Source organism: Homoserinimonas sp., assembly GCF_056262345.1.
Map to the genome: position 1 here is coordinate 1 of NZ_JBACFR010000019.1, position 7,998 is coordinate 7,998.

The 7,998-nt window shown below is 65.1% G+C and carries 5 protein-coding genes and 1 pseudogene; 1 reads left to right on the forward strand and 5 read right to left on the reverse strand.

Annotated elements, in window-relative coordinates; translation table 11 throughout:
* A partial coding sequence (locus tag AC062T_RS00960) for a LysR family transcriptional regulator (protein WP_476026544.1) occupies positions 1–762 on the reverse strand: 762 nt, incomplete at its 3' end.
* A 61-nt stretch (positions 763–823) separates the two neighbouring features.
* On the opposite strand from AC062T_RS00960, the gene AC062T_RS00965 reads away from it, so the two are divergent.
* Positions 824–4,291 (forward strand): bifunctional proline dehydrogenase/L-glutamate gamma-semialdehyde dehydrogenase, encoded by a 3,468-nt coding sequence (locus AC062T_RS00965; RefSeq protein ID WP_476026546.1) that lies wholly within the window; start codon positions 824–826, stop codon positions 4,289–4,291.
* A 25-nt stretch (positions 4,292–4,316) separates the two neighbouring features.
* Here the strand turns inward: AC062T_RS00965 and rpe are convergent, their stop codons facing one another.
* The 4 genes and pseudogenes from rpe to AC062T_RS00985 all read right to left on the reverse strand — a co-directional run.
* Entirely contained in the window at positions 4,317–4,979 is a 663-nt protein-coding gene (gene rpe / locus AC062T_RS00970) for a ribulose-phosphate 3-epimerase (RefSeq protein WP_476026548.1), read from the reverse strand.
* 9 nt (positions 4,980–4,988) lie between these two features.
* Positions 4,989–6,380 carry an RsmB/NOP family class I SAM-dependent RNA methyltransferase gene (locus AC062T_RS00975; RefSeq protein ID WP_476026550.1) on the reverse strand — a complete coding sequence of 464 codons (1,392 nt, stop codon included), beginning with the start codon at positions 6,378–6,380 and terminating at the stop codon, positions 4,989–4,991.
* Positions 6,377–7,306 (reverse strand): methionyl-tRNA formyltransferase, encoded by a 930-nt coding sequence (gene fmt / locus AC062T_RS00980; RefSeq protein WP_476026552.1) that lies wholly within the window; start codon positions 7,304–7,306, stop codon positions 6,377–6,379. Before fmt ends, AC062T_RS00975 begins: the two co-directional genes overlap by 4 nt.
* A 41-nt stretch (positions 7,307–7,347) precedes the next feature.
* Positions 7,348–7,998, reverse strand: a pseudogene (locus AC062T_RS00985) (primosomal protein N'); the annotation flags it as partial.

Below are 7,998 nucleotides of genomic sequence, written 5' to 3' on the forward strand. Positions count from 1 at the left end.
AGTCGCCGTGATGTCTCTGGCCGTCCAGACGAGGTCGGGCAGCAATGCGACGGCATTGCCTGACTCCACGAACCGGATGTGCGCCTGCAGGTCTGCCGTCTCAAACCGCACGTCTGGCTCGAAGCCTGCCTGCCGGCACGCTTGCTCCGCCCAGTGACGGGATGCCGCCCCGCGCGGTTCCATGACCCACGGCGACCTCGCCGCATTCGCGAGAGAAGCAATGGTCGAACCCCGAGCCACGGCCAGGGCGATGCGGTCGCCCGTGAGGTGCACGCGGTCGAGCCCTTCATGGTGAGGTGCAGCGTGCCCCGGGTACTGTTCGGCGACAACGAGGTCGAAGTCGCTCGCCCAGGTGTCGTAGAGCGCAGATTCCGGCTCCCGCTGAGTCACCTCGACCCGGAGCGAGGGGTGTTCGCGGGCGAGGATGCTCAGCGCGTGAGGAAGGAGCGCGAGCGCGGCCGACTGGAAGACGGCGAGCCTCACGGTGCCGGTCGCTGTTGAGAATGACGCGCTGAGCTCAGATTCTGCGAGCTCGAGCCGCTCGAGCACCGCGCCGACGTGCTCAACGAGCAGTTCGGCCTGTGCCGTGAGAACCACCCGGCGCCCCGACTTTCGTAGGAGCGCGACTCCCACCTCGCGTTCGAGCTGAGCAAGCTGTTGAGAAACGGAAGACGGGCTCTGGTTGAGGGCGGCGGCCACGCCCGAAAGCGTGCCGCGAATCTGGAGTTCGCGCAGCAGTCTGAGGCGACGAAGATCGAGCATTACGCACTCCAATGCATTAGCAAAACTGATGCTTATTGGTAAGTAAAGTTCGCTTTATCTTATGCGAGCACGATTCCATACTGGGCGGAACGAGAGAACGGAACCGCCAGTGGCCTCAAGCGCCGATATCGATGCACAGCTCGCTCGCGACGTGACGTCGCTTGTGCGGCGATGGCTCGCGGTGGCATCGGAGGTTCCGGTTGACGCCTCTGCGCGTCAGCTCGCCGGTGTTTTGAAAGATCCGCACGGTCTCGAGTTCACCGTCGGGTTCGTCGACGGCGTCATCCGGCCAGAAGACCGCGGAGTTGCTGCGCGCAATCTCAGAGACCTCGCGCCAAAGGTGCCGTCGTTCCTCCCCTGGCACCTGCGCGCGGCCGTGCGTCTTGGAGGTCGAATCGCTCCTCTTGCGCCCGGAATCGTCATTCCCCTAGCGCGCAGGGTTCTGTGGCGAATGGTCGGCCACCTCATCATTGACGCAACGGATTCCCGCCTCGGGGCTGCCATCTCCGCCATTCGGGGCCCGGGCATCCGGCTCAACCTGAATCTGCTCGGAGAGGCGGTGTTGGGCGACCGTGAAGCAGACCGCCGGCTCGCTGGCACACGTGCTCTTCTCGCACGAGACGACGTCGACTACGTCTCGATCAAAGTGTCGTCGACTGTTGCCCCCCAGTCTCCGTGGGCATTCGATGCCGCAGTCGAGCATGTAGTGGAGAAGCTCACGCCGCTCTTCCGCCTCGCGGCCGCGGCACCCACGCCCAAGTTCATCAATCTCGACATGGAGGAATATAAGGATCTCGATCTCACCATCGCGGTCTTCCAGCGCATCCTCGACGAGCCAGATTTGCTCGGCCTCGAGGCGGGAATTGTGTTGCAGGCGTACCTGCCCGATGCCCTCGGAGCGATGATGCGGTTGCAGGAATGGGCCGCTGCCCGCCGCGCACGGGGCGGGGCAGGAATCAAAGTCCGGGTGGTCAAAGGTGCCAACCTGGCCATGGAGCGCGTCGAGGCGTCATTGCATGGCTGGCCACTGGCGACGTGGGATACGAAACGAGAGAGCGACACCAACTACAAGCGCGTGCTCAGTTATGCGCTGCATCCTGAGCGCGTCGAGAATGTTCGCATCGGGGTCGCCGGTCATAACCTGTTCGATCTTGCCTTCGCGTGGCTGCTTGCGAATCGGCGGGGCACCGAACGCGGTGTCGACTTCGAAATGCTTCTCGGCATGGCGCAGGGACAGGCAGAGGCGGTGCGGCGTGATGTCGGCGCGCTGTTGCTGTACACCCCGGTCGTGCATCCGGCAGAGTTCGACGTGGCGATCGCCTACCTCATCCGTCGGCTTGAGGAGGGGGCGAGCCAAGAGAACTTCATGTCGGCCGTTTTCGAACTGAGCGCCAACCCCGACCTGTTCGCCCGAGAAGAAGCGCGGTTCATCGCCTCGCTCGGCGACCTCGATGGCTCAGTCCCCGCTCCGCGGCGAACCCAAGATCGCCGCTCGGCGGCCGCGCTCCCATCGCCTACCGGGTTCCACAACTCACCCGACACCGACCCCGCTCTGCCTGCAAACCGCGAATGGGCCAGCGACATCCTGCAGCGGGTGCCGACCAGCACGCTCGGCGAGGCCACCGTCGCCGCCAACGCCGTGGGCTCCGAGGCTGAGGTCAACGAGGTCATTGGGGCGGCGCTGGCAGGAGGGTCGTCGTGGGGAGCCATGAGCGGGTCTCAGCGCGCTGAGGTTCTGCACCGGGCGGGAATCGCCCTAGAGAGCCGTCGGGCGGACCTGATAGAAGTGATGGCGGCCGAGACGGGAAAGACCCTCGACCAGTCGGATCCCGAAGTCTCCGAGGCCGTGGACTTCGCCCACTACTACGCGGAGCTGGCGCGGGAACTTGACGCCGTTGACGGTGCCGTCTTCGAGCCAAGCCGACTCACCGTCGTCACTCCCCCGTGGAATTTTCCCGTGGCGATCCCGGCGGGCTCGACGCTGGGAGCGCTTGCCGCAGGCTCGTCGGTGATCATCAAACCTGCACAACAGGCACGACGGTGCGGCGCTGTGATGGTCGAGGCGCTCTGGGAAGCTGGCGTGCCGCGGGACGCTCTGCGCCTAGTGAATATGGCCAACCCGGCGCTGGGCGAAACCCTCATCGCCGATCACCGGATCGACCGAGTCATCCTGACCGGAGCCTTCGAGACGGCAGAGAAGTTTCGGGCATTTCGACACGACCTCCCCTTGCTTGCCGAAACAAGTGGAAAGAACGCCATCATCGTCACACCGAGCGCGGACCTCGATCTGGCCGTGAGGGACGTCGTATCCTCCGCCTTTGGGCACGCCGGTCAAAAATGTTCAACAGCATCATTGGTGATCCTCGTGGGATCGGTGGCTCGGTCACGACGTTTTCACGACCAGCTCCTTGACGCCGTGCGCTCGCTCCCCGTTGGCTACCCCACGGACCCCACCGTGCGAATGGGACCGATCATCGCACCAGCCGAGGGCAAGCTGCTTCGCGGCCTTACGACCCTCGCACCGCGGGAGCGCTGGGTCGTGACCCCGCGACGGCGTGATGACAGTGGACGGCTCTGGAGCCCAGGGGTGAGAGCCGGAGTGCAAAGAGGATCGGATTTTCACCTCACCGAGTTCTTTGGTCCCGTGCTCGGCATCATGACCGCCCAGACCCTCCAGGAGGCAATCGACATACAGAACCAGGTCGACTACGGCCTCACTGCGGGACTACATTCCCTTGATCGACAGGAGCTCTCGCTCTGGCTCGATCAGGTGCAGGCGGGCAACCTCTATGTCAACCGGGGCACAACGGGTGCCATCGTTCGACGCCAGCCTTTCGGTGGCTGGAAGAAGTCTGCGATCGGGGCGGGGGCAAAAGCGGGCGGCCCCAACTACCTGATCGGCCTCGGCAGATGGAGCTCCGCTCCGTCAGCAGCGGCATCCGAGGTTTCGCCGCACGCACGGCCGCTGGTGGACGCGGTCGCCGCCTCCTGCGGAGCAGAAAGCGGCGAATCGGTTCTGCGGTCGTTCCGCAGCGATACGGAAGCATGGCGGGAGGAGTTCGGGCAGGCACGGGATGTGAGCGGACTTGCCGTGGAGCGAAATATCTTTCGATATCTGCCGACCCCTGTGGCCGTGCGCCTTGCCGAAGCCGGGTCCGTCGCTCACCTGGTGCGGGTCATCGGCGCCGGTCTGGTTGCGGGCTCCTCCTTCAGCGTCTCCACGGGTGTGTCGTTGCCGGATCCAGTTGCCGCCGCCTGCTCCCGCCTAGGAGTAAGCGTGACGACCGAGACGGATGCCCGCTGGTGCTCAGGGCTCGCCCGATTCGATGGGGAGCGCATCCGACTAATCGGAGCACCGGCGTCCATGGTGACGGAAGCGACCGACGGCCGCCCCGAAATAGCGGTGTATGCGGAGCCCGTGACCGAATCCGGTCGTATCGAGATATTGCCCTTTGTGCGGGAGCAGGCCGTAAGCATTACGGCACACCGTTTTGGCACGCCAAGCACGTTCTCCGAGGGCATCATTTAGGGGCAACCGCGGAACTCCCCCGCTCTTAGTGCGTGTGTGCCAGTGCTGCCGAGCGCAGAGCATCGATCTGCGCGGCCCGATCGGGAGAGCCGAAAACACTCGAGCCGGCGACGAAGGTGTCCGCCCCCGACTCCGCGGCGAAAGCGATCGTCGACTCGGTGATGCCGCCGTCGACCTGAAGCCACACGTCGAGCCCCGTTCGCGCGACAGCCTCGCGCAGCAGGCGCAGCTTGGGCATTGTCTCGGGCATGAACGACTGCCCCCCGAAACCAGGCTCAACCGTCATGACGAGCACCTGATCGAACTCCGCCAGCAGATCGAGATAGGGCTCAACGGGGGTGCCCGGCTTGAGGGCGATGCCCGCCCGGGAACCGATCTGCCGCAGCCTGCGTGCCAGGCCGACAGCATCCGCGGCCGCTTCTGCGTGAAACGTAACCGAGTACGCCCCGAGCTCGGCATAACCCGGCGCCCAGCGGTCTGGATCGTCGATCATGAGGTGCACATCGAGCGGGATGGGCGAAACATCCTGGATGCGCCCCACCATCTGCGGCCCGAATGTGAGGTTCGGAACGAAATGGTTGTCCATGACATCGACATGCACGAGATCGGCTGAAGCAATCGTCTCGATATCGTCGTGAAGGTTCACGAAATCGGCCGACAGGATGCTCGGGTTGATGCGCACGGTCATGAGCCGAGCCTAGCGATCCTTCGTGATCAGGCAGATAAACATGGCATCCGTGCCGTGGCGATGCGGCCACAGTTGGACAGTGCCGTCGGACTCGCCCAGATCGAGCGGCGCGAGAGTGATGCGATCGAGTACCTCGCGTGCATCGACTAACGAAAGCCCCGCCTTCTTGAGTGCGGTGCCTACGACGAGCCGCGTCTCTGCAAGGTGCGGAGAACAGGTGACGTACGCGAGGAGGCCCCCGGGTTTGAGCGCCTCGAGCCCCGACGCGAGAAGCTCGGCTTGCAGTGATGAGAGCGCGGGCACGTCGCGGGGCTGCTTGCGCCAGCGAGCCTCGGGGCGCCGACGCAGTGCGCCGAGCCCGGTACACGGCGCGTCAAGCAAAATCCGATCAAATCGCTCCGGCATCTGCGGGCCGATGTCTCGCCCATCAAGCTCGCTCACCTCGGGGGGCATGGGCAGAGCGGCGAGGGCCTTTCGCACAAGCTCAGCGCGGGCGGGTACCACCTCATTTGCGGTGAGGACGGCTCCCGCCTGCGACGCTTCGGCCGCCAAGAGCGCGGCCTTTCCACCGGGGCCAGCGCACATGTCGAGCCACTGCTCGCCGGGTTCTACCGGGCGTGCCCTGCTGAGCGCAAGAGCAGCCAACTGCGATCCTTCATCCTGCACCCTCACGCGGCCCTGACGTACGGGAAGCATGCGGGTGGGGTCTCCTCCGTCATTGATTGCCGCAAGCGGTGAGAATCGCGCGGGAACAGCTCCAGCGACATCCTCGGCGGAAGCCAACCCTGGCAGAGCCACCAGGCTTACCTTGGGTGCGACATTGTCGGCCGCGAGAAGCGCCTGGAGCTCATCCCCACGCGACTCAGCGACGAGGGCCTGTCTGAGGGCGCGGACGACCCACACAGGGTGCGAGAACTCCAGCGAAAGGCGCTCGTCGTCGGTTCGCGCTGAATCGAGCACACGCTGACGCCACTCCTCAGCAGGGGTCCGTGTTATGCCCCGCAGCACACCGTTAACGAAGCCGGTAGCCGACTGAGAGCCAACCTCGCGAGCCTGGGAGACCGCCTCGTCGACAGCGGCGTGCTGCGCAACCCGCATCGACAGCAGCTGGTGGGTCGCGAGCCGCAGCACGTCGAGAATCGGCGGGTCGATCTTGGCGGTGTCGCGCCCGGCCGCTAGGGAGATCACAGCGTCGTAATAGCCCTGGAGCCTGAGGGTGCCGTACGTCAGCTCTGTAGCGAGGCCAGCATCCGCTGGCCCCAGCCCTGCCCGTTCAATCTTGACCGGCAGCAGAAGATTGGCATAAGCGTCTGATTCGCGCACGGCGCGGATTACCTCAAAGGCGACCCTGCGGGCGGGTTGCACACCGACGGTCTTGCGGTTCGGACGGCCGCCGCTCATGCTGACACCTCGAACTTCGTCGCGGCTGAGCTGGGCCTGCCACGCCACCAGTCGGCGGCCTTCATGGGCTTTTTCCCCGCCGGCTGCACGGTGACGAGCTCGATAGCCTCCGTTGCGGTGCCCACGAGAACTCGTCCATCGATCAACTCTGCTTCGCCGGGATGTCGCTGCACGTCAGACGCACCAGGTGCCGCTTCAAGCACTTTCACCCGAACCCCGTCTAGTTCCGCGAATGCGCCCGGTTCAGGAGTCACGCCTCGGATGCGCGCCAAGACCATTGAGGCGTGATCCGCGAAATTGACGCGGCCGTCGTCAATGGTGAGCTTCGGTGCCACCGTGATATCGCCGTGTTGGGCATCCGCACGGGCTGTCCCATCTTCGAGGGCGTCCACGACGCGCAGCAGGAGTTCCGCGCCGCTGTGAGAGAGGGAGTCCAACAGGTCGCCCGCCGTCTGCGACGGGCCGATCGTCTGCGTAAGCATGCCAAAGATATCGCCAGCATCCAGCTCCTCTACGAGCTGAAACACGGTTGCTCCGGTCACCTCGTCACCCGCCATAATGGCGCGTTGCACGGGAGCAGCCCCTCGCCAGCGCGGCAACAAAGAGAAGTGAAGGTTGATCCAACCCAGCCGGGGAGTCGACAGAAGGGGCTCCTTGACGAGACCGCCATACGCGACGATGACGCCGAGATCGGGGCGGATATCTGCCACCGCCTGCGTCGTCGAATCGTTGAGACGGTTCGCCTTGATCACCGGGAGACCGAGCTCGTCAGCGACCGCAGCGACCGCTGTCGGTGTGACGATGCGTTTGCGCCCCTGAGGCGAATCCTCTCGAGAAATGACCGCCGCGATCTCGTGCTGCGACGCCGCAAGGAGCCGCAGCGAAGGAACCGCCGCGCTGGGCGAGCCAGCGAAAACAAGTCGCATGTCAGGAGTACCGCTTTTCGAAATAGGAGGAGGCGAGCGCCTCAGTCAATGAACGGTTCGCTGTCGTCGAACCGAAGCTTAAGTTTAGGCAGTGGCGCGACCGGCCCAGACCCCGGCACGATGCGCTTTCGCCTACTCGTGACGATACGAATGACTTCGGCCTTCAACGCAGCTGCGGTGGCTGCCCCCGCTGCGTAGTCGAACCGCACTATTGCTCGGAGCCCATCGTCGGTAGCGACAGGCCCGAGGATATCGGCGCCCTCAACATCGGCGACGGACGCGAGCGCGCGCTCGACAGCATCGGGAGACCCTGTGACGGTGGCAACGCGAACCGCAGGGGGAAAGCGCAGGCGACGCCGGTCGGCGAGCTCCCGCGACATGAATCCCGACAACCGCCACGTCGCCATGGCCGTAGCCAGAGGCCCGCCGACGCCGACCAAGACCGACGGCGCACCGGGGGCGGCCAACGCAACAGCGTTGGCCCACCAGCGAACGCAGTCCTCTGCAACGCGAAGGCTTTCTCTCGCGAGCATCCTCTCGCCGTCGAGCAGAAGTACAGCGGCGTATCCGCCATCGGCAATCGGCTCGGCCCCCCGGGTGGCGATCACGAGCGCCGGCGCATGCGGCACCGTCATGACAGGCCGCTCGCCATCGGCCACGATCACCCGCACCCCAGGGAAGGCGCGGCCGAG